Source organism: Enterobacter cloacae complex sp. HYC033_NIDB, assembly GCF_056673335.1.
On record NZ_CP115123.1, the window covers coordinates 3,910,038 to 3,932,653 of the forward strand.

The following is a 22,616-nucleotide window of genomic DNA, read 5'->3' on the forward strand; positions in this document are numbered from 1 at the left end:
TTCACGCGTCAGTCAGAACCCCCGTTCTTCACGCGAAAGCAGACACACCCTAAAAATCATCTCTGCATAAAGGATTATAAAATGAATCACTCTGTCCCCTCCATGAATAGTTCCCTTCAGGGCAAAGTCGCTGCTATCACTGGCGCCGCCTCAGGTATTGGCCTGGAGTGTGCAAAAACGCTGCTCGGCGCTGGCGCTAAGGTGGTGTTAATCGACCGTGAAGGCGAGAAGCTTCAGCGCATCGTCGCCGAGCTGGGCGAGAACGCGTTTGCCCTGCAAATCGATCTGTTCAAACCCGAGCAAGTCGACGCGATGCTGAGCGACATTGTCGGCCTCGCCGGCGGCCTGGATATTTTTCACGCCAATGCAGGCGCCTACATCGGCGGGCCGGTTGCTGAAGGCGACCCGGACGTCTGGGATCGCGTACTGAACCTGAATATCAACGCCGCCTTCCGCTGCGTTCGCGCCGTACTGCCGCATATGATTGCGCAGAAGTCAGGCGATATTATCTTCACCAGCTCCATTGCGGGCGTGGTGCCGGTTATCTGGGAGCCGATCTACACCGCGTCCAAATTTGCCGTTCAGGCGTTCGTGCATACCACCCGTCGTCAGGTCGCGGAACATGGCGTACGCGTCGGAGCCGTTCTGCCTGGGCCGGTAGTGACGGCTCTGCTCGACGACTGGCCGCAGGCCAAAATGGATGAAGCGCTGGCAAACGGCAGCCTGATGCAGCCGATTGAAGTCGCAGAATCGGTGTTATTCATGGTGACCCGTTCGAAGAACGTTACCGTCCGGGATCTGGTGATTCTGCCTAACAGCGTCGATCTTTAAGGGCCGCAAGGATGAAGAGTACACCAGAAACCGTTATCGGCGTAGACGTCGGCTCCGGCAGCGTCCGCGCGGGCATTTTCGATCTCAGCGGCAGGCTGCTTTCCCACGCGACGCAGAAAATTGCCACCGTGCACCGCAGCGGAAGCCGCGTGGAGCAGTCCAGCGCCGAGATCTGGCAGGCCGTTTGCCGCTGCATCCGCGAGGCGCTGGCGCGCTCCGGGACGACTCCGCAGAGCGTTGCCGGCATCGGGTTTGACGCCACCTGCTCGCTGGTGGTGTTGGACAACAATGGCGAACCGCTGGCGGTCAGCCCTGACGGTGAAGCGGAAAACAATATCATCGTCTGGATGGATCACCGTGCGACAGACCAGGCGGAGCGCATCAACGCCACCCATCATCCGGTGCTGGACTATGTTGGCGGAAAAATATCGCCCGAAATGGAGACGCCCAAGCTGCTGTGGCTGAAAGAAAAGCATCGTGAGGTCTACGATCGCGCCTGGCAATTTTTCGATTTGGCCGATTTCCTGACCTGGCGCGCGACGGGCGATGTCACCCGTTCCATCTGTACCGTAACCTGTAAATGGACGTGGCTGGCCCATGAGAATCGCTGGGACCCGGACTATTTCCGCACCGTTGGCCTGGACGAGCTGGCCGGAGAAGATTTTGTCCGCATAGGGCAGCATATTGCCGCCCCCGGCACCCCTTGCGGCGAGGGCTTAACGGAGCAGGCCGCGCGTGAGATGGGCTTGCTGCCAGGCACGCCGGTGGCGGTAGGGTTAATTGATGCCCACGCTGGCGGCATCGGGACGTTGGGCGTTGGCGGCGGCGCGCTGAACAATCTTGCGTATGTCTTTGGCACCTCATCGTGCACCATGACCAGCGCCGAGAGCGCCGTTTTTGTGCCCGGCGTCTGGGGGCCTTATTTTAGCGCGATGGTACCTGGACTGTGGCTGATTGAGGGCGGACAAAGCGCCGCGGGTGCCGCTATCGAGCGGTTATTAAGTTTCCATCCTGCCGCACCGCAAGCGCGCCAGCTGGCACAGGAGTCAGACCTGCCGCTGCCGGTTTACCTGGCGGACCGACTTTTACAGACCTTCTCCACCGCCTCAGAGGCGGTGAACCTGGCAGCAGGACTGCACGTGGTACCCGAATTTCTGGGTAACCGCGCGCCCTTTGCCGATCCCCATGCGCGGGCCACGATCTGCGGGCTGGGCATGGAGAACGATATCAATAACCTGATGGCACTGTATGTGGCCGGTCTGTGTGGTATCGGTTACGGTTTGCGACAAATCATTGACGCCCAGCGTGAATGCGGCGTACAGACCGAAAATATCGTTATCAGCGGCGGCGCGGGCCAGCACCCTTTCGTTCGCCAGCTGCTGGCAGATACCTGCGGGCTGCCGGTGTTAGCGACCCAATGCAGCGAACCGGTATTACTGGGTTCGGCCATTCTCGGGGCGGTGGCGGGAAATATAGCGCCTTCAGTGACCGATGCCATGAAACAATTTACCCACGTGGATAAATATTTCTATCCGCAAGCGAACTTTCAGTCCCTTCATCTGCGTCGATACGAGGCTTATAAGCAGTTACAACAGACTGCGACAGTAATCAGAGAATAAATACACGTCAGTATATTTAGAGAAAAAGACAATAAGAAAACTCACGCCGGAATATTTCCGGTGTGGGCTTACCTGTACGCTACAAACGAGGTCAATATGTCCGAAATAAATAAACAGTGGCTGGGATTGCCGCTGAACCTGCTATGGGGATATCTGGCGATCGCGGTCTTTATGACGGGTGACGGTTTCGAGCTGGCATTCCTGTCGCACTATATTAAATCACTGGGCTTCACGCCTGCTGAAGCCTCTTTCGCCTTCACGCTCTACGGTCTCGCGGCGGCGCTCTCCGCGTGGATCTCCGGCGTGGTGGCTGAAATCATCACCCCGCAAAAAACCATGCTGATTGGCTTCGTCCTGTGGTGCGTTTTCCACGTCCTGTTTCTCGTTTTTGGTCTGGGTCAGGCAAATTACGCATTAATTCTGCTGTTCTATGGGATCCGCGGTCTGGCCTACCCGTTATTTTTGTACGCCTTCATCGTGGTCATTATTCATAATGTGCGTAGCGATAAATCCAGCTCGGCGCTGGGCTGGTACTGGGCGGTTTACTCTATCGGCATCGGCGTGTTCGGCAGCTACATTCCGAGCTTTACCATTCCGCACATCGGGGAGATGGGCACCCTGTGGCTGGCACTGGCGTTTTGTCTGGCGGGGGGAGTCATCGCCATGGTATCCCTGCGCAGCGTCAAAACCCCAACGCACATGCATAATCTCTCCACCCGGGAAAAATTCGCCGAGCTGGGCCGTGCAGCGACGCTGCTCTACACCAACCGCAGTATTCTGCTCTCCAGCATGGTGCGTATCATCAACACCCTCTCCCTGTTCGGGTTTGCCGTCATCATGCCGATGATGTTTGTTGACGAACTGGGCTTCACCACCTCCGAGTGGCTTCAGGTCTGGGCGGTATTCTTCTTCACCACCATCTTCTCGAACGTCTTCTGGGGCGTGGTGGCGGAAAAAATGGGCTGGATGCGGGTGGTGCGCTGGTTTGGCTGCATCGGGATGGCGCTTTCGAGCCTGGCGTTTTACTACATTCCGCAGCACTTCGGGCATAACTTTGCCATGGCGCTGGTCCCGGCCATCGCGCTGGGGATTTTTGTGGCGGCCTTCGTACCGATGGCGGCGGTGTTCCCGGCGCTGGAGCCGCGGCACAAGGGGGCGGCGATTTCGGTGTATAACCTTTCAGCCGGTCTGTCTAACTTCCTTGCGCCGGCGATTGCCGTGGTGCTGCTGCCCTGGTTCAGCACGCTCGGCGTGGTCATCGCCTATACGGTGCTTTATCTGCTGGCTTTTGTTCTGTGTGCCTTTATCCGCGTCACGCAGCCGGGTTTAGAAAAAGCAAATAGCAGCAAGAGAAGGATGGCGGGTCTGCTGAATACTCCTCATCCTGAAACGCTGAAGGAGTAAGCGAGAGAACTTTCCTGCCGGGTCACGCTTATCCCGGCAGGAAGATGCGTGCGATTAGGCAATCGTCACTTTATTGTCCAGATAGACATCCTGAACCGCATTAATCAGCTTCACGCCGTCGGCCATGGATTTTTTAAACGCCTTGCGGCCCAGGATCAGCCCCATTCCGCCGGCGCGTTTGTTAATCACCGCCGTGCGCACCGCGTCGGTCAGATCGGTTTCACCGCCTGCTGCACCGCCGGAGTTAATCAGCCCGGCGCGGCCCATGTAGCAGTTAGCCAGCTGGTAGCGCACCAGATCGATAGGGTTGTCGCTGGTCAGCTTGCTGTAGACGCGGTCGTCGGTATAGCCAAAGTTCACCGCTTTATACCCGCCGTTATTCTCGGCCATTTTCTGTTTCACGATGTCCGCGCCGATGGTTGCCGCCAGGTGATTTGCCTGACCGGTCAGATCCGCTGATACGTGGTAATCCACGCCGTCTTTCTTAAACGCGTTGTTACGCAGATAGGCCCACAATACGGTCACCATCCCCAGCTCGTGCGCGCGCTCAAACGCGGCAGAGATCTCTTCTATCTGCCGACGCGACTGCTCAGAGCCAAAATAGATAGTCGCCCCGACCGCTACCGCACCCATGTTGAACGCCTGTTCGACGCTGGCGTACAGTGTCTGGTCGTATTCGGTTGGGTAGCTCAGGGTTTCGTTGTGATTCAGCTTGACGAGGAACGGAATGCGGTGAGCATAGCGGCGGGAAACGGAGGCCAGCACGCCATACGTCGATGCCACACAGTTACAGCCCGCTTCAATCGCCAGCTCGACAATGTTTTTCGGGTCAAAGTAGAGCGGGTTAGCAGCAAACGACGCTCCCGCCGAGTGCTCTACGCCCTGGTCAACGGGCAGAATGGAGAGATACCCGGTCCCGCCCAGACGACCGGTATTGTAAAGCGTCTGCATGTTTCGCAGTACGGCAGGCGGACGGTTGTTGTCGACCATGACGCGGTCTACGTAATCATGGCCAGGCAGATAAAGCTGGTCGGCTGGAATGGTCATACAACGATGCTGTAAAAGGCTGTCGGCGTTTTTGCCAAGCAGTTGCGCAATATCAGTCATAGTGATGCTCCCGTAAGTCCGACATGATGTCGGAGCGTGTGATCCAAGCCCACGTTTTTGCAGGCAGACTAAGCCTGGTACCGACTTAACCTATTTTCCACCATTTGCAACTTTTTTAAGCACAATCTGCTGGCTCGTTTCGTGTACAACATTTTTGTTACACTGATCAAACAATCGCCTTAAAGGTATTTAAAAGGTATTATCACATGGTATGTTACATGCGTACCTCTGACATGCAGGATTAAAAAATGAAAACGAAAGTCCAACTGTCATTCATGATGTTCGTTGAATGGTTTATCTGGGGCGCATGGTTTGTGCCGCTGTGGCTATGGCTGAGTAAGAGCGGGTTTACCGCCGGGGAAATTGGCTGGTCGTATGCCTGTACCGCGATTGCCGCGATCCTCTCTCCCATCCTGGTCGGCTCGCTGACGGACCGTTTCTTCGCCGCCCAGAAAGTGCTGGCCGTGCTGATGTTCGCTGGCGCGATTCTGATGTATTTCGCAGCACAGCAAACCCAGTTCAGCACCTTCTTCCCGCTGCTGCTGGCCTACTCCCTGACCTATATGCCGACCATCGCGCTGACCAACAGCATCGCCTTTGCGAACGTCGATGACGTGGAGGCTGATTTCCCGCGCATCCGCGTGATGGGCACCATCGGCTGGATTGCCTCCGGCCTGGCGTGCGGCTTCCTGCCGCAGATGATGGGCTATAGCGACATCTCTGACACCAATATCCCGCTGCTGATGACCGCTGCCAGCTCCCTTCTGCTTGGCGTCTTCGCGCTGTTCCTGCCGAATACCCCGCCGAAGAGTACCGGCAAGCTGGATTTCAAAGTGATGCTGGGGCTGGATGCGCTGATCCTGCTCCGCGATAAAAACTTCCTGGTGTTCTTCTTCTGCTCGTTCCTGTTCGCCATGCCGCTGGCCTTCTACTATATCTTTGCCAACGGCTATCTCACCGAAGTGGGGATGAAAAACGCCACCGGCTGGATGACCCTCGGCCAGTTCTCTGAAATCTTCTTCATGCTCGCTCTGCCATTCTTTACCAAACGCTTTGGTATTAAGAAGGTCTTGCTGCTGGGCCTGATCACCGCCGCCATTCGCTACGGTTTCTTTGTTTACGGCGGCGCCGAGCAATACTTCACCTACGCCCTGCTGTTCCTCGGCATTCTGCTGCACGGCGTAAGCTATGACTTCTATTACGTAACCGCGTACATCTACGTGGATAAAAAAGCGCCCGTGCACATGCGCAACGCGGCGCAGGGCTTGATCACGCTGTGCTGTCAGGGCTTTGGTAGCCTGCTGGGTTACCGTCTCGGCGGCGTGATGATGGAAAAAATGTTCGCATATAAAGAGCCGGTGAATGGGCTGACCTTCAACTGGGCCGGAATGTGGACGTTTGGTGCAATCATGATTGTGGTGATTGCCGTGCTGTTTATGCTGTTTTTCCGCGAATCGGATAAAGAGATCACCGCAATTGAGGTGGTTGATGGCGATACCGCGCTGACACGAGGGGAAGTTAAATGAAACAAGACCGTATTCTCGGTGCTCTTTACGGGCAGGCGTTAGGGGATGCGATGGGGATGCCGTCGGAGCTGTGGCCGCGCAAGCGGGTGAAAGCGCACTTCGGCTGGATCGACCGTTTCTTACCCGGCCCGGCTGAGAATAATGCCGCCTGTTACTTTAAGCAGGCCGAATTTACGGATGATACGTCGATGGCGCTGTGCCTGGCCGACGCGATTATCGAATGCGACGGGGAAATTAACCCTGACGTTATCGGTAAGCATATTCTGGACTGGGCGCTGGATTTTGACGCGTTCAATAAGAATGTGCTCGGCCCGACCTCCAAAATTGCCCTGAACGCCATCCGTGACGGCAAGCCGGTGAGCCAGCTGGAGAACAACGGCGTCACCAACGGGGCGGCGATGCGCGCCTCCCCGCTGGGATGCCTCCTGCCAGCCACGCGTCTGGCGCACTTTGTGGAACAGGTTGCGTTAGCCTCCAGCCCGACCCATAAATCGGATCTCGCCATCGCCGGTGCGGTGGTGATCGCCTGGGCGGTTTCACGCGCTATCGACGGCGAGCGCTGGCATCACATCGCCGATGCCCTGCCGGGTATTGCCCGTGCGGCGCAGGAGGCGAACACGACCACCTTCAGCGCATCGCTTTCCGCTCGTATTGAGCTGGCCCTGAAAACCGTGCGCGAAGCCAACGGTACCGAGTCCGCCAGCGAGCAGATCTATCAGCTTATTGGCGCGGGCACGAGCACGCTTGAGTCCGTTCCGGCGGCGATTGCGATGGTCGAACTCGCGGGTACCGATCCGAACCGCTGCGCGGTGTTATGCGCCAACCTGGGCGGTGATACTGACACTATCGGCGCGATGGCAACGGCCATCTGCGGCGCGCTGCACGGTGTACAGGCCATTGATCCGGCACTCAAAAACGAACTTGATGCCGTAAACCGGCTCGATTTCGGCCACTACTGCGAAAAACTGCTGCACTTCCGGGAGCAAAGGGAGGGCGTATGAGTGCTTTTGCCCGCCGTCTCGAAACCCTTCACGCCACGCGCCCCGTAACGGTACTCGGCGCGGCGGTCATCGACGTGATTGCCGACGCCTACGCCCTGCCCTGGCGCGGGTGTGATATCGAGCTGAAGCAACAGGGAGTGAATATTGGCGGCTGCGCGCTGAATATCGCCATCGCCCTGAAGCGGCTCGGCATTGCTGCGCAAAACGCCCTTCCCGTCGGCCACGGCGTGTGGGCCGATATTATCCGTAACGCCATGGCGAAGCAGGATCTGCACAGCGCCGTGGAAGCGGAAACGGGCGATAACGGCTGGTGCCTGGCGCTGGTGGAGCCTGACGGTGAACGGACCTTTATGTCGTTTAGCGGCGTGGAGAACCAGTGGCAGCAGCGCTGGCTGGACGGGTTAAGCGTGCCGGCAGGGAGCCTGATCTCTTTGTCCGGCTACCAGCTGGCGTCCCCCAGCGGTGAGCTGCTGACGGCCTGGCTGGAAAGTCTTCAGGATGTGACGCTCTTTATCGATTTCGGTCCGCGCATCGCGGATATTCCCGACCCGCTGATGGCGCGGATCATGGCCTGCAAACCAATCGTCTCGCTCAATCGTCAGGAGGCGGAACTTGCCGCCGAATGGCTTGGCGTAAACGTGGAAGAGCTCGGCACACGGTGGCAGCAGAGGTTTGGCGCTGCGCTGATCGTACGCCATGATAAAGACGGGGCGGTCTGGTACGACGGTGACGCTTCCGGACACGTTCCGGCGTTTCCTGCTACCGTGGTCGATACCATCGGCGCGGGTGACAGCCATGCGGGAGGTACCCTTGCCGGGCTGGCCGCGGGATGGTCACTGCCAGAGGCGGTGCAGCTTGGCAATGCCGTAGCCGCCTGGGTAGTCAGCCATCGCGGTGGCGACTGCGCCCCCACGCGCGAGGCCCTACTCCTCGCACACAAAGACGTATAGGTCGCTGCGGCAGTAGCTGATGCTGTACTCAATTGGCCGGTGCTGTTGATCGAGCGCGACTTGCTTGATCACCAGCACCGGTATCTTATCGTCCATCTTGATATGCGCCTGAAACTCGCTGTCCGGCATCCGGGCGCTGACGCGGGAACGGGTGCGCTGCGGAAAGATATTCTGGCTGCGGAAGTAATCGTAAAGCGAGACGCCGATGTCGTCCGGATTGGGGATTAATCCTACCGGTACCCAGGACTCCTCTATTGATACCGCATCGTCATCCACGTAGCGGATGCGCTTAAGCAGAAATACATCGCTGTCCGGCGCAAGGGAAAGGTGGCGGGCGATCTCCTCCGGACATTTCACGACGCGTTTATTAACCCACAGCGTGTTGGGCGTTTTGCCCCGCAGCACCACCTGCTGAGAAAACCCGCGCGCCTCTTTTAGCGAATATTCAAAGATATTGTTGATTTGCGTACCGTATCCACGCGCGCGGGTGACGACGCCGGCCTCTTCCAGCGCCTGCATCGCTTTACGCACCGTAATGCGCGACACACCGGCCAGCTGGCTCAGATCGCGCTCGCCCGGCAAAATATTACCGTGCGCGAGCACGCCGCTGCGTACCGCGTTTTTAACCGTTTCGGCAAATTTCAGGTACAACGGCGTGTTGTCCGGTGCGGCAATTCGTTCCTTGAGTTGAGCAATTAACCGGGTATGCGCTTGTTCCATCTCTGTTTTTCTCTGGCATAAGGTTTTATGCCAGTATACGGCTTACCACCATGCATGAAAATGGTGAACCGGCCCAATACCGTGACCCACTTCCAGAGAATCGGCTTTTGCCAGCGCGCACGAGAGCCAGATCTTCGCCTCCTGCACCGTATCCGCCCAGTTCGCGTTTCGGGGACGCAGCGCCGCCAGCGCCGCCGAGAGCGTACATCCCGTGCCGTGGGTGTTTTTGGTCTGTACCCGCGGGGCGGTGAAACGTTGAGCGCCATCGCGGGTGAAGAGCCAGTCCGGGCTTTCTGCATCATCAAGATGACCGCCTTTCATCAGCACCGCGCTGCATCCCATCGCCAGCAGCGCATTGCCCTGCTCTTTCATCTCACGTTCGTTTTGCGCGTGTGACGCATCCAGCAGCGCGGCGGCTTCAGGGAGGTTTGGCGTGATCAGCGCCACCTGCGGCAGCAGCTTTTTACGCAGGGTGTCGACGGCAGAGGCGGAGAGCAACGGATCGCCGCTTTTGGCCAGCATCACGGTATCGAGCACCACGTTTTTTATCTGATAACGTTTGAGACGTTCAGCGACCGCTTCAACAATGTCCGCCTCTGCAAGCATGCCGATTTTGGTGGTGTCGATGCGTACATCGCTGAATACCGAATCCAGCTGTGCGGCGACAAAATCCGGCTCAATACGATATACCGACTGTACACCGCGCGTGTTTTGCGCCACCAGCGCGGTGATAACCGAGCATCCGTAAGCGCCGAGCGCAGAGAAGGTTTTCAGGTCTGCCTGGATCCCCGCTCCGCCGCTGGGATCGGTTCCCGCAATAGTCAGGGCATTAATGCGTGTCATACCAGCTCCTCCAGCGCGTAAAGCGCATCCAGAAACGCCGGGGCAAAGCTGCCGGGGCCCCGGCTGTGAGTCAGTGCAGCTGCCCCTGCGCGCTTCATAAAGCCGCAGGCTGCCGTCGCATTATCAAGCCTGTCGCCAGGCAGCGAACAGCAGGCGGCGACGACCGCCGAGAGCGCACAGCCTGTTCCCACCACGCGGGTCATCAGCGGGTCGCCGCCCGCGACCGTACGGGTTCGCTGACCATCAGTGATGTGATCCACTTCTCCTGTGACGACCACAACGGCGTGGGTCTGGCGGGCGAGCGTCTGCGCAGCGGTCAACGCGCTCGCCGCCGTATCGGTGGAATCAACCCCGCGCCCGCCCGCACTCATTCCGGCAAGGGCGAGGATTTCGGAGGCGTTTCCACGAATGGCCGCAGGTTTGAGGGACAATATTTGCTGGCAAAATCGGGTGCGATACGCCAGCGCGCCAACCGCAACCGGATCCAGAACCCAGGGCGTACCCGCGGCTACCGCGCTCTCAATGGCCCGACGCATCGACTGGGCGCGCGGCGCGGTGAGTGTTCCCACGTTGATGAGCAGAGCATCGGCAAGCGCGGCAAACTGTTCCGCTTCCTCGGCTTCGATCACCATTGCCGGGGAAGCACCCAGCGCGAGCAAAACGTTGGCGGTGAAGGTCTGCACGACATCGTTGGTCATACAGTGCGTGAGCGGGGAACGGGTTCGGAATTGATGTAAAACGTGTGAATCGAGCAGGTCAGGCTGCATGGTTTCGCTCCTGCCGTGCGTGAAGAAGCGATGACCGGGCAGGCATCTGACTTCCCTACGCTGGCATTATCCAGATCAGGTAATACGGGTATTTCTCAGCCTTCACAAAGAAGGGCACCCCGAGTCAAATTACTTATAAAACAGCTATTTACGAAATAGCAATTCGTAGTCATGTAGTGTAACCGGGGGGTAACCCGGGTGCAAGGGGTTTTGGGCTGTCCGTTAATCCCCTGTAACGAACAATAAACGACAAGATATTAACTACCCTCTATATGTATACATTATTGTTCAGTTAATTATCCCGCCAGATTTGTTAAGAACACATGAAAAATATTATTTACTCACTGTGCTGAGAAATATTATTTTTATCCATAATGACGCACCGGGAGTGCTTTTATAAGACAGCCCACCTTCTTTCGTATGAAATAAACCCACATATTAATGTAAACATTTATTTTGCAGAATTTTATCTCTGTCAAACACTTAATTTAACTCTCTCATTTACCACCTCATTTTCACCTTAATGTTTACATTAATAACAACCGCAAAATGACTTTTACGCCGTCGGAACCATTCATAATATTTATGACTTAGTTCAACATCATTGGTTTGCGTTTAATTGATAGTTTGCTCGCGTCACTAAATAAGATTTAGACAACGTTCAACCGTTTTAAATCCCGAAAATAAATCTGTTCAGCTTCAGTATTTTCAATAGTTAATGATGTGAGCTTTTCAAATGAAATCTATGAATAAAACCTTTATTGCTATTTTTGTAATGGGCGTTGTCTTAGTGGGTACAACGAGCCTGGCTGAAGCCGCGAATACGGTTTGGGACGATCGGCAAATTACTAATATTGTAAATGACCATCAGGATCAGATTGCACAAAACAAAGCTGATAGCATTAACCGTGATATCGCAATGGATAACCGCTTAACGCAGGTTTATGACGACCTTCAATCCACAAAACCAGGCGTGTTAGTCGTGGATAAAATGGCTAACGACGCACATCAGAAAGCGTTGCTTGTCGATACCGCCAGTCTGAAAAGTGAGACGGCCCTACAGGGTGTAGCGACTAACGGCACAGCCATTATCAACCTTCAACACGTCGATAATATTCAGGATAGCCGCCTTACTGCTCTCGAAAATGCATCTAAACCCATCAACGGTACAGATGGAGCGAAAGGTGATAAAGGGTGATACTGGCGCACAAGGCATTGCGGAAAGAAATGGGCGCGACGGTGTAGACGGTCATAACGGTAAAGATGGTGTGACAACCACCGTAACACAACGATAGCTGGATACGGCTACCCAGGCGAAGGTCGCTAAAAATCGCCTGGCTGTTACCGCCGCCACGCAGGATCTGCAAGCCACCAGGCAGACATTACTGGCAATGAATACCAACACCAGCCAGCAATTTAAATCTCTGCGTGATGAAGTGGACAATAATAAGAAGCAGGCCAATGCCGGTATTTCAGGGGCGATGGCGGGTTTGCCACAAGTGCAAACCAATCAACGCGTCATGTTCTCTGCTGGCGGCGCGACTTACAACAGCGAGAGCGCGCTTGCTGTCGGTGCATCCGTTAACTTTAATTCCCATGTCATCGCGAAAGTGAGCTTCTCAGATGATACCGCGAATAATATGGGCGCTTCGGTTGGGATTGGAATGGGCTTTTAAAGCGTAAAACAATCATCGGGACAAATATAAAGCCTCATTTTAGCGGATGAGCATTTCGTTGATACAAAAAGATGTCTAAATATATTTTTATTTCGGTAGCCCTGTATCTGATGCTGATTTCGGTCGGGATCTGGATCGGCGTGATGTATGTCTCCTGGTATTTGTGTCGTTTTTAAGGCGGTAAAATGAAAAAAGTAATGATGTTCGTTATAGGTACTGCGGTGCTTGCAGGTTGTGTCTCGCCTGCGCACGCCATAAACGCCCATTATCGCGCTCAATTAGAGCGTTCGGGATGCACGCAAATTAGCGCTGGCGATGGCTCTTGCGATATCAGCAAAACCAAAGCGGAAAATGCGGCACAACACGAACCAGCGACATCCATTCACGATCCCCTGCGTGAAGCCTCGTTCTCGTCGGACACGGTTAACGCCACGCTTTCTAACGGCTTTTTTAGCGCTACCGTTAACGGCAAGAAAGCCAGCGTTAAACGCCTGAATGCGAATTTCTATGAGATCCGTGGTAATGGTTTTGTGATATCGCTAAGCCTGGATGAAAACGGTATTACGGACGCGTCGTGGAATAAAACGAAGGGACGCGAACACGGTATTTTACGCGTTAGCCAGAAATAAACAGCGTAAGGAGGCTCACTGCCTCCTTTTCACCTGACAATCGCACGATTTGTCACACTCTTTTGTCTGATTTTACAATGCGGATAAATCATACGTAAGCTGCTGTTTTTATTTAGCATAAAGTGCAATCTCCCCCATACAAACGGCGATCTTCCCTGCCCTGTGCCCTGTGTCACAAAACAGTAAGCAAATTAACCATTGAGCCCGGTGACAAAAGGCTCTATATTGGCGGCGTTTTTTTCAGGCCCCATCTGTTTTTTAACTTTTTATTCAATCGTTGCTCATAACGAAGCGGCGGTTGTAGGAGTGATATGATGACGGATAAAGTCCGTATTGACACCGTAGATGCCCACAAAAGCAACGAAACCTATCTGGCCCGTCAGGCCGAATTTGAATCTAACGTCAGGAGTTATCCGCGCAAATTGCCTTTAGCGATTACGAAAGCAGAAGGCGTGTGGATCACCGATGCAGATAATAAAGAATACCTTGACTGTTTAGCAGGCGCAGGCACCCTCGCGCTTGGACACAATCATCCTGATGTGCTGAAAAGCATCCAAAATGTCATTACCAGCGGCTTGCCGTTACATACCCTGGATCTGACTACGCCGTTGAAAGACGCGTTTTCAGAATACCTGCTCTCTCTGTTGCCTGGTCAGGGCAAAGAGTACTGCCTGCAATTCACTGGCCCGTCCGGGGCTGACGCCGTTGAAGCGGCGCTGAAGCTGGCGAAAAAAGTGACCGGTCGTAGCGGTATCATCAGTTTCTCTGGTGGTTACCACGGTATGACCCACGGCGCACTGTCCGTCACCGGCAACCTGTCTCCGAAAGAAGCGGTTGACGGTATGATGCCAGAAGTCCAGTTCATGCCTTACCCACACGAGTACCGTTGCCCACTGGGTATCGGTGGTGAAGCGGGCGTGAAGGCGCTGACCTACTACTTCGAAAATCTGATTAACGACGTCGAAAGCGGCGTGCGTAAACCTGCCGCGGTGATCCTCGAAGCCGTTCAGGGTGAAGGTGGCGTGAACCCGGCGCCTGTTGAGTGGTTGCAGCGCATCCGTAAAGTCACTCAGGAACACGGTATCCTGCTGATCCTCGACGAAGTCCAGGCTGGCTTTGCCCGTACCGGTAAATTCTTTGCCTTCGAACACGCTGGCATTGAGCCAGACATCATCGTGATGTCTAAAGCAGTCGGTGGCGGTCTGCCGCTGGCCGTGCTCGGTATCAAAAAGCAGTTCGATGCATGGGCGCCAGGTCACCATACCGGTACTTTCCGCGGCAACCAGCTGGCGATGGCTACCGGTCTGACCACGCTGAAGATCCTGAAAGACCAGAACATCGCGGGCAAAGTAGCTGCACAGGGCGAATGGCTGAAAGGCCAGCTGAAAGAGATGGCGAAACGCTATCCGGTGATCGGCCACGTTCGCGGTCTGGGCATGATGATCGGTATTGAAATCGTTAAGCCACATGAAGCCGCCGATCACATGGGTTGCTTCCCGGGCGATGGCGAGCTGTCTGCACTGATCCAGAAGAAATGCTTCGAAGCCGGCCTGATTCTGGAGCGTGGCGGCCGTAACGGTATCGTTCTGCGTCTGCTGCCTTCTCTGCTGATCAGCGATGACGAGCTGAAAGTCTTCCTGGATAAATTCGAGCAGGCACTGCTTGCTGCGGGCGTTAGCCCGGCGTAACCGGAGTTGTTGAATACGATGTCTGATTCAAACCCAATTTTGTTCTCCTCTGCGCAGAGCATTGAAGCTTACCAGCAGGCGATTGAACAAAGCACTCAGGCTGTGATGCAGTGGCTGAAACAGCCTGAGATGTACCAGGGCAAAACGGTCGCGGAGCTGCGCGACCGTATTAAGCTGGATTTCAACCCGAAAGGGCTGGGCAACGAAGCGGCGATCGAACGCGCCGTGGAGTTCTTCCTGAAAGACAGTTTGTCCGTTCATCACCCGCAGTGCGTGGCGCACCTGCACTGCCCAAGCCTGGTGGTTAGCCAGGCGGCGGAAGTGCTGATCAACGCCACGAACCAGAGTATGGACTCCTGGGATCAAAGCCCGTCCGCAACCATCATTGAGATCAAACTGATCGAATGGCTGCGTACCCGCGTGGGTTATCAGGCTGGCGACGCAGGCGTCTTCACCAGCGGCGGCACCCAGAGTAACCTGATGGGGCTGATGCTGGCGCGTGACGCGTTCTTTGCACGTCAGGGCCACTCGGTTCAGCAGGACGGTCTGACAGGCGATCTGCGTAAGATCCGCGTGCTGTGTTCGGAAAATGCCCACTTCTCCGTGCAGAAAAACATGGCGCTGATGGGTCTGGGCTACCAGTCCGTGGTGCAGGTGAAAACTGACGAATTCTCCCGCATGGATCTCACCGATCTGGCGGCGAAAATCGAACAGTGCAACGCGAACGGCGAGCAGATCCTGGCGATTGTGGCCACGGCCGGTACGACCGATGCGGGTGCTATCGATCCGCTGCGTGCTATTGCTGAGCTGGCTGCGAAACAGAATATCTGGGTGCACGTTGATGCGGCCTGGGGCGGCGCGCTGCTGATGTCTGAGCAGTATCGTCACTACCTGGACGGTATCGAGCTGGTGGATTCCGTCACCCTGGACTTCCACAAGCAGTTCTTCCAGACCATCAGCTGCGGTGCGTTCCTGCTGAAAGAAGCGCGTCACTATGAACTGATGCGCTATCAGGCGGCCTATCTGAACTCTGAGTTCGATGAAGAAGCGGGTGTACCTAACCTGGTCTCCAAATCTCTGCAAACCACGCGCCGTTTCGACGCGCTGAAACTGTGGATGAGCCTGGAAGCGCTGGGTCAGGAGCAATACGCGGCAATCATCGATCACGGCGTGACGCTGGCACAGCAGGTTGCGGCTTACGTGAAAGAGCAGTCTGCTCTGGAACTGGTGATGCAACCCCAGCTGGCAAGCGTGCTGTTCCGATTCCGTCCGCAGGCGCAGATGGATGACGCCGGTATTGCCCTGCTGAACCAGAAAATTGGCGATGCGCTGCTGGAGTCTGGCCGTGCAAACGTCGGTGTGACCGAGCATAACGGTATCACCTGCCTGAAGCTGACCCTGCTGAACCCAACCGTGACGCTGGAGGACGTAAAAATCCTGCTGTCTCTGGTTGAGCGTACCGCGCAGGAAGTGATGGCGAAGTAATGCTTACCCCTCTCCCACCCGGGAGAGGGATTGTTTTTCCCGCGCTAACGCCTTTCCCCTTTTTTCCTCGAAGCATAACCGTATTCATACTGGCTGTACCCCGAGCTGTAATACAGCGCTGCGGATTTAATAATATCGTTGAGGATTGTGCCGCTGACCTTCACGCCAACGTGCTGTAACCGTTTAACGGTATTCTCCATCTCTTTCACGCTGGTTTTATCGAAACGGGCAACCATTAGCGTTGTTCCGGCTGCTCTGGCGACCAGCGCGGCATCGGTGACGGCCAGGACCGGCGGAGTATCAATGATGACAATGTCATATTGCTCGTTAACCCAGGACATGACGGAAAGGAATCGTTCGCTTAACAGCAATTCTAACGGGCGCAGGGGTTCCGGGCCGCAGGTGATGACGTCAATTCCCCCTTTTTCAGCATGCTGAATGACCTCCGCTAAGTCGCGTTTCCCTTCGAGCAGGCAGGACAATCCGTGGCGGTTCTCCAGACCAAAAATATTATGAACATAGCCCTGACGCATATCCGCATCAATAAACAGCACCCGCTGACCGCTCTGCCCGGCGATGGCCGCCAGATTCGTCGCCACCAGCGTTTTTCCGCAGTCCTGCGTGGGGCCAGAAATCATCACAATGCGGTTCTCAGCCTCCATCATGGTGAAATGCAGACTGGTCCGCAGCCCGCGTACTGCTTCAACAAACATATCAGCAGGGCGATCGACGGGCAGGAAAGGCACATCCGAGGTTTTGTGTTTCCAGCGACGAGAAAACGGATTTTTTCTGCGCAACTGCGTTTTACTCCACAGCCACTGTGAACGTGGCAACGTAGCCAGAACCGGCATCCCCTGCGCTTCCAGCTGTTCGGAAAGCGTGATCCCACGTTTGAACGCCTGACGTACCAGCACGGTCCCCATTGAGAGCATTAGCCCGAACAGCGCGCCAAGAACGATGATTAACGCTTTACGCGGCTTTATCGGGTCCGGCAGCGTAACAGCCTCATCAATGATCCTCACGTTTCCGACAGCGCTGGAGCGGGAAATATTCAGCTCCTGCTGGCGCGTCAATAGCTGTAAATAAATCGTGCGACCCGACTCAACATCGCGGCTCAGGCGTAAAATCTCCTGCTGCGTGGAGGGCATAGCTGACACACGGTTATTGAGACGCTCCCGTTCCCGCTCAAGGGTCTGTCTCTTTTCATGCAATGCACGATAGGTAGGGTGACTTTTTTTAAAGAGCTGGGAGATCTCTGCCTCCCGGAACGTCAGCTCATTTAGCTGATTCTCAACGTTAACAACCTGATCCAGGACAGATTTTGCCTCCAGAGACAGGTCCACCGAGTCTCGCTGCGCCCGGTAGGCATTCAGCCGCGCTTCTGCCTGATCAAGGTCCGCGCTGATTTTCGGCAACTGCGCCTGTAAAAAATCCAGACTACGAGAATCCTGAGCCTCCTGGCGCGCGATATTTTGCTGGAGATAATTTTCAGCAATTGCATTCAGCACCCGGGCGATGCTGTCAGGATCTTCGCCCGTCAGGGTTAAGGTCACGATACCGCTCTGTTTCTCCGATTCCGCAACCGTGAGACGTTTCTTCAGCGCGTTGATCGTCTCAAGCCGCGTCAACGACTTAAGCGAAAATTGCGTGCCTGGCTCAGCCTCAATCGACGTCACCAGCAGAACGATCCCTTGCGTAACCAGCGTTTTCCCAACCTGGCCGTCGGCCTCAATGTTTTCGCCCGTCAGGTGATATTTTCCCGCTTCCTGTACGGTCAGCGTGAGCTCTTGCGCTTTGCCTTCCACCTGCGGGATCTGGAGTTCGCCTAACGTGATTTTGCCCTGCTCACGCCCTTGCAGACGCTGCCAGAGACGCCCCACCACAGGCAAAACGCGCTGCTTTGCCTGCTGTGTCAGAGCTAATTTGTCAACGGTCTCGCCGAGGATCATGCGGGATTTCAGCAGTAAAATTTCAGGGGCAACATCCGGCGACACATCGGTGCCCAGCTGGCTCAAACCTTTGAGCAGGTTGTTATCGTGTTTGTTTTCAATTTGCACCATGGCATCCGCCTGATAAACAGGTGGCGCAATCCAGGCATAGAGACCGGCGCACAGGATGAACAGGAACGTCACGCACAGAATCATCGTGCGGTGGTCGATCATCTCGACGAGCAAACGAACGAGATCGACTTCATGTTGTTGGGGTGCCGCTGCACCATAATTGTCTGTTGTGTAAGACGACATTAATGCTTCATTCCTTTCTGACCTAAACGACGTGCCCATTCCTGACTGGCTTTACCCAATAACCCAAACACATATTCAAACGCTTCCCGGCTTTGACGGTAGGGATCGGGGATCTCCTGCGGCTCCAGCCATTGCCCAAAAAGCAGCGACTTTCCTCGAATCTCCGGCGCCATGGCCGCAATGAAGCGAAGATGTTCCGGCTCCATAACCAGGATAAGATCGGATCCCTGCATCAAATTGCGTGTCAGCCTGCGCGCCACATGACCGTCGAGGGAAATCCCATGCCGCCAGGCTACGTCCTGGGCGCTGTCATCCGCCGGGCACCCTTCAAGCCCGAATATGCCCGCCGAAGCGATATATCTGTCGGGCAGGTGCTGGCGTAAAAGCCGCTCCCCAATCGGAGAACGGCAGACATTTCCGGTGCAAACCACGAGTATTGATTTGAACATTATTGCGGCCACGATCTGATGTAACGAACCGTTTCGGTAAGGTCATGCACCCCGCTGATGGTCGGAACAAGCTGTGATATCACGCGATTCCAGCGGGACAGTGGTGCAGTGGTGACATAGACAATGTCATAGGGCTCAAGCTGAAACTCGGTGCCTAACACCATGGCTGATGCGTCCTGAGCATTGAGCTGGTAGAGGTTGGCAATTTTTTCTGAACGCTCGCTTTTCGGCAGCGAACGAATGACAAAAATTCCGGTGGCATCGGCCATATTCTGGTTCAGCCCACCGGCATTGCCCAGCGCTTCGGCCAGGGTCATGCCGCTGCGATCCATTTTCAGCGTGCTCTGTTTAACGACCTCGCCCATGACGAACACTTTCAGCGCATCGTTACGGGGGACAAACAGAATATCGCCGGGATAGAGCAGCTTATTTTGCGTGAGATCGCCATGCTGCATCAGCGCATATAGCGAGAGGCGCGTGTCCTTCCCATTCTGCGTCAGCACGACATTGCGCCAGTCCGCGTCGGCAGAGAGCCCCCCAGCGGCGTTCACGGCATCCATGACCGTTAACGGGATATTGGTAATAGCCTGCTGCCCTGACTTCACCACCTCGCCCGTCACATAGGCTTTTTGTGAGCGAAAAGAGGCGACGCTGACATCCACCTGCGGGCTTTCAATAACATTGTTCAGCCGGGCCGTGATCTCCTCGCGTACCCGTGCGACCGTTTTGCCAGCCACCGGCAATTTACCGACATAGGGATAGAAAAGCGTGCCGTCGGCATTGACCCAGTTACCGGTGTCACTGGCGCTACGATACTGCCCTGCCGGGGTTGTCAGTTCAGGGTGATCCCAGACGGTGACGGTTAGAATATCCCCAACGCCGATACGGTATTCCCAGTTTTTGACCTGTTCATCCAGATTAGGATTTGCCTGAGATTTCAAAACCGATGGTCGCATTTTTTCAATTAACGAAGGCGTAAGAGGATAAACATCAATCCGTTTCTCAAGACGATCATTTACATCTTCTGCGGCAATTATCTTTTTCCCAGCGAGATCGAGATGCTGGCCAGGATAAAATACGCAGCCAGATAAGGGGGTAATAATTAAAAATAATATCGATACAACTGTTGTGTTTTTCATTTATTACATAATATCTTTTATAGTAGTGATTATCGTATACAGGATAAAACAGTAACATTTCACTCAAGCACAAGTTGCTGTTATTCAATGAATTAACAGAAACACAAAGAGTATTTATCAAACCACACGACATTCCTTTGGGCAGACTTTACAGCCCTGCATTGTCTTAATCAGGCATTCGGAAAGAGGGTTTCAGGCAATCTTAAATGTTCTATTTGTTGAATGCATGCCTGAATCTTAGTAAATTTGCCTTGAAAATGTTTTTTCAGAATTAATTAATAAACCAATAATTATGTTATCTGTATAAGCTCATATTTATTCGTCGAAGTAATAATTAATGACGGTTGCGACTACACAAAACCGTGTACTTTTGTTACATTTTTTGCAAACTCACCCTGTGAGGATACTTAAAATGAACTGTCTGCCATCCGTTAGCGGATCTGCACACAAAAAGTATCAGTAACGATATGACTGGAGAAAAAATGGCTAAGCGTAAATTGTTGCTTCTGGGTGTATTACTGTCACTGGCGGGGGCCGCGCACGCTGCACCGCAAACATCGACAGCGCCTTCCGGCATCAAGGCCTATGAAGAGCAAGAGTTTATTGCCGATTTTACGAAGTTTAAAATCGGCGACACCGCGCCCGCGCAGTATCAGACGCCTGAGTACACCATCAAACAGTACCAGCTGCGTAACCTTCCCGCGCCCGATGCCGGCACACACTGGACCTACATGGGTGAGAATTATGTTCTGATTGGCGATGCCGATGGCAAAATCTACAAAGCCTATAACGGAGATATTTTCTATCACCGCTGATACGATCCTAATCCGTCCGTGGCAGGAGAGCGATCGCCCTTTCCTGCGCACGCTCTTCCTTCACGCCCGACGTGAAGCCTGGCCGTGGATGGACAGTTCTGCGTGGCAGCTTGAAGATTTTGACGCGGCAACCCTGGACGAAGGGATTTGGGTGGCGGAGCAGGATGGGCACCGACTTGGCTTTGCCTCAGTCTCGACGAACGATAATTTTTTGCACAACCTGTTTGTCGATCCGAACTATCAGAGCCTGGGCGTCGGACATGTGTTGCTTGAACACGTGCAGAAGACGTTCACCAGCACGGGTTCACTCAAGTGTCTGGTGAAGAATGAGCGGGCGGTTGCGTTTTACCAGCGCCACGGCTGGCACATTGAGGCGACGGGAGATTCTCCGGACGGAGAGTATTATTTGATGCACTATCGGCTTGGGTAAAGTCAGGTGGCGCTACGCTTACCTGACCTACAAAATCGAGCCAGGCCGGGTAAGGCGAAGCCGCCACCCGGCACTAACGCGCAGAGGCGTTACACCGCGCGGAAGGCGATTTCACCCGGAATGACTTCGCCCTGCCAGTAAAGCTGCGCCGCAACGCGCCCCGCCAGCTGACGATAGATTTCCGTGAATTCGCTATCCGGACGGCTGACCACCGTCGGCTTACCGCTATCCAGATCTTCACGCAGTGTGATATGCAGCGGCAGTTGCCCCAGCAGTTGCGTGTGGTATTGCGCCGCCAGCTTTTCGGCACCACCGGTACCAAAGATAGGCTCATGGTGCCCGCAGTTGCTGCAAATGTGCATGCTCATGTTCTCGACGATACCCAGTACCGGCACCTCCACCTTCTCGAACATGACGATGCCTTTTTTGGCGTCGATCAGCGCGATATCCTGCGGCGTGGTGACCACGACGGCGCCGGTAACCGGAATGTTCTGCGCCAGCGTCAGCTGGATATCACCGGTGCCCGGCGGCATGTCCAGTACCAGATAATCGAGGTCAGGCCACATTGTCTCCTGCAACATTTGCAGCAGCGCCTTGCTGGCCATCGGGCCACGCCAGACCATTGCGTTATCGTCCGTGACCAGGTAACCAATGGAGTTGGTCGCCAGACCGTGCGCCACGATTGGCGCCATGTGGGTGCCGTCCGGCGAGGTTGGACGCTGGTTTTCCGCCCCCAGCATGTTTGGAATGGACGGGCCGTAGATATCCGCATCCAGAATGCCGACTTTCGCCCCTTCAGCCGCCAGCGCAAGCGCCAGGTTCACGGCGGTCGACGATTTACCCACCCCGCCCTTGCCCGAGCTGACGGCGATGATGTTCTTCACGCCGTTAACGCCCGGCTGATTTTTCACGCGCTTGAGCGTGGCGATGCTGTGGCTTAGCTTCCAGTCAATTGCTTTTGCGCCGGTAATGCGCAGCAACTCAGAGCTGGTTTGCTCTTTCAGAGCATCAAAGGCGCTGGTCCAGACGAACGGCATCTGTAGCTCAATGTGCAGCGTATCGTCCAGCCATGCGACGTGATGAAGCGCTTTCAGCGTCGTGAGATTGTGCTTCAGGGTTGGATGCTGAAAATTAGCCAGCGTCCCGGCGACCATTGCTCGTAAGGCTTCCGGTGATTTGGCCTGGGATTGAGAACTCATCCCGACTCCTTTGTTCTTGTGAATAAGACCTTAGACAAACAAGTTTACCTGAAAGGCCGCGGTTTGTGCTTACTTAATAATGCCCCTTTTGGTAA

The 22,616-nt window shown here is 55.0% G+C and carries 21 protein-coding genes and 1 riboswitch; of the genes, 13 read left to right on the forward strand and 8 right to left on the reverse strand.

Going from position 1 to position 22,616, the window contains the following annotated elements; genetic code table 11:
- Window positions 1-81 precede the first annotated feature (81 nt).
- The 3 genes from O1721_RS18775 (at window position 82) to O1721_RS18785 (ending at window position 3,854) form a co-directional block, all read left to right on the forward strand.
- Entirely contained in the window at window positions 82-831 is a 750-nt protein-coding gene (locus O1721_RS18775) for an SDR family oxidoreductase (RefSeq protein ID WP_161799062.1), read from the forward strand.
- 11 nt (window positions 832-842) lie between these two features.
- Complete coding sequence (locus O1721_RS18780; RefSeq protein WP_032104900.1) at window positions 843-2,450, forward strand: FGGY-family carbohydrate kinase; 1,608 nt, start codon at window positions 843-845, stop codon at window positions 2,448-2,450.
- Window positions 2,451-2,546: 96 nt separating this feature from the next.
- On the forward strand, window positions 2,547-3,854 hold the full coding sequence (locus tag O1721_RS18785; protein WP_032648880.1) for an RbtT/DalT/CsbX family MFS transporter: 1,308 nt from the start codon (window positions 2,547-2,549) through the stop codon (window positions 3,852-3,854).
- Between the two features lie 54 nt (window positions 3,855-3,908).
- Here the strand turns inward: O1721_RS18785 and fbaB are convergent, their stop codons facing one another.
- Window positions 3,909-4,961, reverse strand: coding sequence for a class I fructose-bisphosphate aldolase (gene fbaB / locus O1721_RS18790; RefSeq protein WP_032648882.1), 1,053 nt, complete (start codon window positions 4,959-4,961; stop codon window positions 3,909-3,911).
- A gap of 248 nt (window positions 4,962-5,209) precedes the next feature.
- On the opposite strand from fbaB, the gene O1721_RS18795 reads away from it, so the two are divergent.
- Genes O1721_RS18795 through O1721_RS18805 form a run of 3 tightly spaced genes read left to right on the forward strand, consistent with a single transcriptional unit; the run spans window position 5,210 to window position 8,438 of the window.
- Window positions 5,210-6,487: a nucleoside permease gene (locus tag O1721_RS18795; RefSeq protein WP_003859236.1), complete on the forward strand. Its 1,278-nt coding sequence runs from the start codon at window positions 5,210-5,212 to the stop codon at window positions 6,485-6,487.
- Window positions 6,484-7,488 (forward strand): ADP-ribosylglycohydrolase family protein, encoded by a 1,005-nt coding sequence (locus O1721_RS18800; RefSeq protein WP_015572351.1) that lies wholly within the window; start codon window positions 6,484-6,486, stop codon window positions 7,486-7,488. Before O1721_RS18795 ends, O1721_RS18800 begins: the two co-directional genes overlap by 4 nt.
- Window positions 7,485-8,438: a PfkB family carbohydrate kinase gene (locus tag O1721_RS18805; protein ID WP_017693065.1), complete on the forward strand. Its 954-nt coding sequence runs from the start codon at window positions 7,485-7,487 to the stop codon at window positions 8,436-8,438. Before O1721_RS18800 ends, O1721_RS18805 begins: the two co-directional genes overlap by 4 nt.
- Here O1721_RS18805 and O1721_RS18810 read toward each other — a convergent pair.
- From O1721_RS18810 to thiM, 3 genes are read right to left on the reverse strand one after another with little or no spacing between them, the layout of a single operon-like run.
- On the reverse strand, window positions 8,412-9,158 hold the full coding sequence (locus O1721_RS18810; RefSeq protein WP_003859242.1) for a GntR family transcriptional regulator: 747 nt from the start codon (window positions 9,156-9,158) through the stop codon (window positions 8,412-8,414). The two genes, O1721_RS18805 and O1721_RS18810, sit on opposite strands and share 27 nt — an antisense overlap.
- Before the next feature lie 42 nt (window positions 9,159-9,200).
- Window positions 9,201-10,001 carry a bifunctional hydroxymethylpyrimidine kinase/phosphomethylpyrimidine kinase gene (gene thiD / locus O1721_RS18815; RefSeq protein ID WP_017383356.1) on the reverse strand — a complete coding sequence of 267 codons (801 nt, stop codon included), beginning with the start codon at window positions 9,999-10,001 and terminating at the stop codon, window positions 9,201-9,203.
- The gene (thiM, locus tag O1721_RS18820) at window positions 9,998-10,768 is read right to left on the reverse strand and encodes a hydroxyethylthiazole kinase (RefSeq protein ID WP_023295038.1); all 771 of its coding nucleotides are present in this window, start codon (window positions 10,766-10,768) and stop codon (window positions 9,998-10,000) included. Before thiM ends, thiD begins: the two co-directional genes overlap by 4 nt.
- A 35-nt stretch (window positions 10,769-10,803) precedes the next feature.
- Window positions 10,804-10,900: riboswitch (TPP riboswitch) on the reverse strand.
- A gap of 613 nt (window positions 10,901-11,513) precedes the next feature.
- On the opposite strand from thiM, the gene O1721_RS18825 reads away from it, so the two are divergent.
- The 5 genes from O1721_RS18825 (at window position 11,514) to O1721_RS18845 (ending at window position 16,246) form a co-directional block, all read left to right on the forward strand.
- On the forward strand, window positions 11,514-11,966 hold the full coding sequence (locus O1721_RS18825) for a hypothetical protein (protein ID WP_032648884.1): 453 nt from the start codon (window positions 11,514-11,516) through the stop codon (window positions 11,964-11,966).
- Between the two features lie 193 nt (window positions 11,967-12,159).
- Window positions 12,160-12,444, forward strand: coding sequence for a YadA C-terminal domain-containing protein (locus O1721_RS18830; RefSeq protein ID WP_017693061.1), 285 nt, complete (start codon window positions 12,160-12,162; stop codon window positions 12,442-12,444).
- Between the two features lie 185 nt (window positions 12,445-12,629).
- On the forward strand, window positions 12,630-13,073 hold the full coding sequence (locus O1721_RS18835; RefSeq protein WP_032648887.1) for a hypothetical protein: 444 nt from the start codon (window positions 12,630-12,632) through the stop codon (window positions 13,071-13,073).
- Window positions 13,074-13,384: 311 nt separating this feature from the next.
- A complete protein-coding gene (locus O1721_RS18840; RefSeq protein ID WP_015572345.1) occupies window positions 13,385-14,761 on the forward strand; it encodes a diaminobutyrate--2-oxoglutarate transaminase in 1,377 nt (458 codons plus the stop codon).
- A gap of 18 nt (window positions 14,762-14,779) precedes the next feature.
- A complete protein-coding gene (locus O1721_RS18845; RefSeq protein ID WP_023304100.1) occupies window positions 14,780-16,246 on the forward strand; it encodes a pyridoxal phosphate-dependent decarboxylase family protein in 1,467 nt (488 codons plus the stop codon).
- Window positions 16,247-16,290: 44 nt separating this feature from the next.
- Here O1721_RS18845 and O1721_RS18850 read toward each other — a convergent pair whose 3' ends face one another.
- The 3 genes from O1721_RS18850 to O1721_RS18860 are packed head-to-tail and all read right to left on the reverse strand — an operon-like array spanning window position 16,291 to window position 20,077.
- Window positions 16,291-18,489 carry a polysaccharide biosynthesis tyrosine autokinase gene (locus O1721_RS18850; protein WP_032648889.1) on the reverse strand — a complete coding sequence of 733 codons (2,199 nt, stop codon included), beginning with the start codon at window positions 18,487-18,489 and terminating at the stop codon, window positions 16,291-16,293.
- A complete protein-coding gene (locus tag O1721_RS18855; RefSeq protein WP_017383364.1) occupies window positions 18,489-18,938 on the reverse strand; it encodes an arsenate reductase/protein-tyrosine-phosphatase family protein in 450 nt (149 codons plus the stop codon). The genes O1721_RS18850 and O1721_RS18855 overlap by 1 nt, the downstream gene beginning before the upstream one ends.
- Window positions 18,938-20,077 carry a polysaccharide export protein gene (locus tag O1721_RS18860; protein WP_032648892.1) on the reverse strand — a complete coding sequence of 380 codons (1,140 nt, stop codon included), beginning with the start codon at window positions 20,075-20,077 and terminating at the stop codon, window positions 18,938-18,940. The genes O1721_RS18855 and O1721_RS18860 overlap by 1 nt, the downstream gene beginning before the upstream one ends.
- 482 nt (window positions 20,078-20,559) lie before the next feature.
- On the opposite strand from O1721_RS18860, the gene O1721_RS18865 reads away from it, so the two are divergent.
- On the forward strand, window positions 20,560-20,892 hold the full coding sequence (locus tag O1721_RS18865; protein WP_017383366.1) for an RcnB family protein: 333 nt from the start codon (window positions 20,560-20,562) through the stop codon (window positions 20,890-20,892).
- Entirely contained in the window at window positions 20,843-21,322 is a 480-nt protein-coding gene (locus O1721_RS18870; protein WP_032619327.1) for a GNAT family N-acetyltransferase, read from the forward strand. Before O1721_RS18865 ends, O1721_RS18870 begins: the two co-directional genes overlap by 50 nt.
- Before the next feature lie 89 nt (window positions 21,323-21,411).
- Here O1721_RS18870 and apbC read toward each other — a convergent pair whose 3' ends face one another.
- Entirely contained in the window at window positions 21,412-22,521 is a 1,110-nt protein-coding gene (gene apbC / locus O1721_RS18875) for an iron-sulfur cluster carrier protein ApbC (protein WP_017383367.1), read from the reverse strand.
- Between the last annotated feature and the right edge of the window lie 95 nt (window positions 22,522-22,616).

Bases quoted from the DNA above. Each gene is read 5' to 3' on its own strand.
- O1721_RS18775 (WP_161799062.1), top strand. From the start codon at position 82: ATGAATCACTCTGTCCCCTCCATGAATAGTTCCCTTCAGGGCAAAGTC.
- O1721_RS18780 (WP_032104900.1), top strand. From the start codon at position 843: ATGAAGAGTACACCAGAAACCGTTATCGGCGTAGACGTCGGCTCCGGC.
- O1721_RS18785 (WP_032648880.1), top strand. From the start codon at position 2,547: ATGTCCGAAATAAATAAACAGTGGCTGGGATTGCCGCTGAACCTGCTA.
- fbaB (WP_032648882.1), bottom strand. From the start codon at position 4,961: ATGACTGATATTGCGCAACTGCTTGGCAAAAACGCCGACAGCCTTTTA.
- O1721_RS18795 (WP_003859236.1), top strand. From the start codon at position 5,210: ATGAAAACGAAAGTCCAACTGTCATTCATGATGTTCGTTGAATGGTTT.
- O1721_RS18800 (WP_015572351.1), top strand. From the start codon at position 6,484: ATGAAACAAGACCGTATTCTCGGTGCTCTTTACGGGCAGGCGTTAGGG.
- O1721_RS18805 (WP_017693065.1), top strand. From the start codon at position 7,485: ATGAGTGCTTTTGCCCGCCGTCTCGAAACCCTTCACGCCACGCGCCCC.
- O1721_RS18810 (WP_003859242.1), bottom strand. From the start codon at position 9,158: ATGGAACAAGCGCATACCCGGTTAATTGCTCAACTCAAGGAACGAATT.
- thiD (WP_017383356.1), bottom strand. From the start codon at position 10,001: ATGACACGCATTAATGCCCTGACTATTGCGGGAACCGATCCCAGCGGC.
- thiM (WP_023295038.1), bottom strand. From the start codon at position 10,768: ATGCAGCCTGACCTGCTCGATTCACACGTTTTACATCAATTCCGAACC.
- O1721_RS18825 (WP_032648884.1), top strand. From the start codon at position 11,514: ATGAATAAAACCTTTATTGCTATTTTTGTAATGGGCGTTGTCTTAGTG.
- O1721_RS18830 (WP_017693061.1), top strand. From the start codon at position 12,160: ATGAATACCAACACCAGCCAGCAATTTAAATCTCTGCGTGATGAAGTG.
- O1721_RS18835 (WP_032648887.1), top strand. From the start codon at position 12,630: ATGAAAAAAGTAATGATGTTCGTTATAGGTACTGCGGTGCTTGCAGGT.
- O1721_RS18840 (WP_015572345.1), top strand. From the start codon at position 13,385: ATGATGACGGATAAAGTCCGTATTGACACCGTAGATGCCCACAAAAGC.
- O1721_RS18845 (WP_023304100.1), top strand. From the start codon at position 14,780: ATGTCTGATTCAAACCCAATTTTGTTCTCCTCTGCGCAGAGCATTGAA.
- O1721_RS18850 (WP_032648889.1), bottom strand. From the start codon at position 18,489: ATGTCGTCTTACACAACAGACAATTATGGTGCAGCGGCACCCCAACAA.
- O1721_RS18855 (WP_017383364.1), bottom strand. From the start codon at position 18,938: ATGTTCAAATCAATACTCGTGGTTTGCACCGGAAATGTCTGCCGTTCT.
- O1721_RS18860 (WP_032648892.1), bottom strand. From the start codon at position 20,077: ATGAAAAACACAACAGTTGTATCGATATTATTTTTAATTATTACCCCC.
- O1721_RS18865 (WP_017383366.1), top strand. From the start codon at position 20,560: ATGGCTAAGCGTAAATTGTTGCTTCTGGGTGTATTACTGTCACTGGCG.
- O1721_RS18870 (WP_032619327.1), top strand. From the start codon at position 20,843: ATGGCAAAATCTACAAAGCCTATAACGGAGATATTTTCTATCACCGCT.
- apbC (WP_017383367.1), bottom strand. From the start codon at position 22,521: ATGAGTTCTCAATCCCAGGCCAAATCACCGGAAGCCTTACGAGCAATG.